This window comes from Alistipes sp. DJF_B185, assembly GCF_964250025.1.
GTDB classification, from domain to species: Bacteria; Bacteroidota; Bacteroidia; order Bacteroidales; family Rikenellaceae; genus Alistipes; species Alistipes finegoldii.
Genome location: NZ_CAXUDY010000088.1, coordinates 1 through 700, shown reverse-complemented (window position 1 = coordinate 700; position 700 = coordinate 1). Strand labels below are relative to the sequence as shown.

Genomic DNA, 700 nt, shown 5'->3' with positions numbered 1-700 from the left:
ATTTCATAGTCGGGATCGCTCCGGAAGACACGCTGCCCGGGGTGAAAGACCTGCACGCGCGGCAGCTTCTCCCCGTCAAGGGTCTCCGGAAGAGCGATTACTTCCCGGATTGCAAGCCGGGGATGTTTGTCGAAATGCCAGTCTACCTCGGATTCTTCGCCGAGAGTCGTTTGAATCGCACTCAGAACCGTTCCGCATTGTTCGGAAACAAGACGTGCGGCCTCCTTGCCGGAAGCCGCACGCAGGGTAAAACAGCCGTTGAAGGTATAGCTGACCTTCAGTTTGAATTTTCGTCGCATAGTGTTTAAGAGTTATCGTTGTTGTTTTCAGACCATTCGTCGACTGTCGTCGCGTCATAGATGCCGTACCGGCGTATTTCAGCGTACGCCTGTCCTTCCCGGAGCAGGGGCTGCCGGGAGACGAACGTTCCGGAGAAGTTTGCCAAAGCCAGCGGAACGAGCCACTGGAAATCGCTGCCCCGACCGCCCATGACCTCGCACGAATGAAAATCGGCGGGAAGGGTTTCGGAATCGAGGCGACACATAGTGAAAAGAGCAGAGATGCCGTTGATCTCGGCCTCGCGGAAATCCCTGATATCCGCGAAAGGAATGGATGATTCGTATGCCATGATATGGAAATGACGCCGCCCGCTCGTTGCGGAGCAGGCGGCAGGTTATTAAAGAAAGATTCGGTGCCACGC

The 700-nt window shown here is 55.6% G+C and carries 2 protein-coding genes; both read right to left on the bottom strand.

Translation table 11 applies throughout. From position 1 onward, the window contains the following. Positions 1 to 299 (bottom strand): hypothetical protein (locus tag ACESTR_RS16325; protein WP_373179462.1); only part of this gene is annotated, 299 nt, incomplete at its 3' end. 5 nt (positions 300 to 304) lie between these two features. Further along, positions 305 to 628 (bottom strand): LPD28 domain-containing protein, encoded by a 324-nt coding sequence (locus tag ACESTR_RS16320; RefSeq protein WP_195498444.1) that lies wholly within the window; start codon positions 626 to 628, stop codon positions 305 to 307. Positions 629 to 700: the final 72 nt, after the last annotated feature.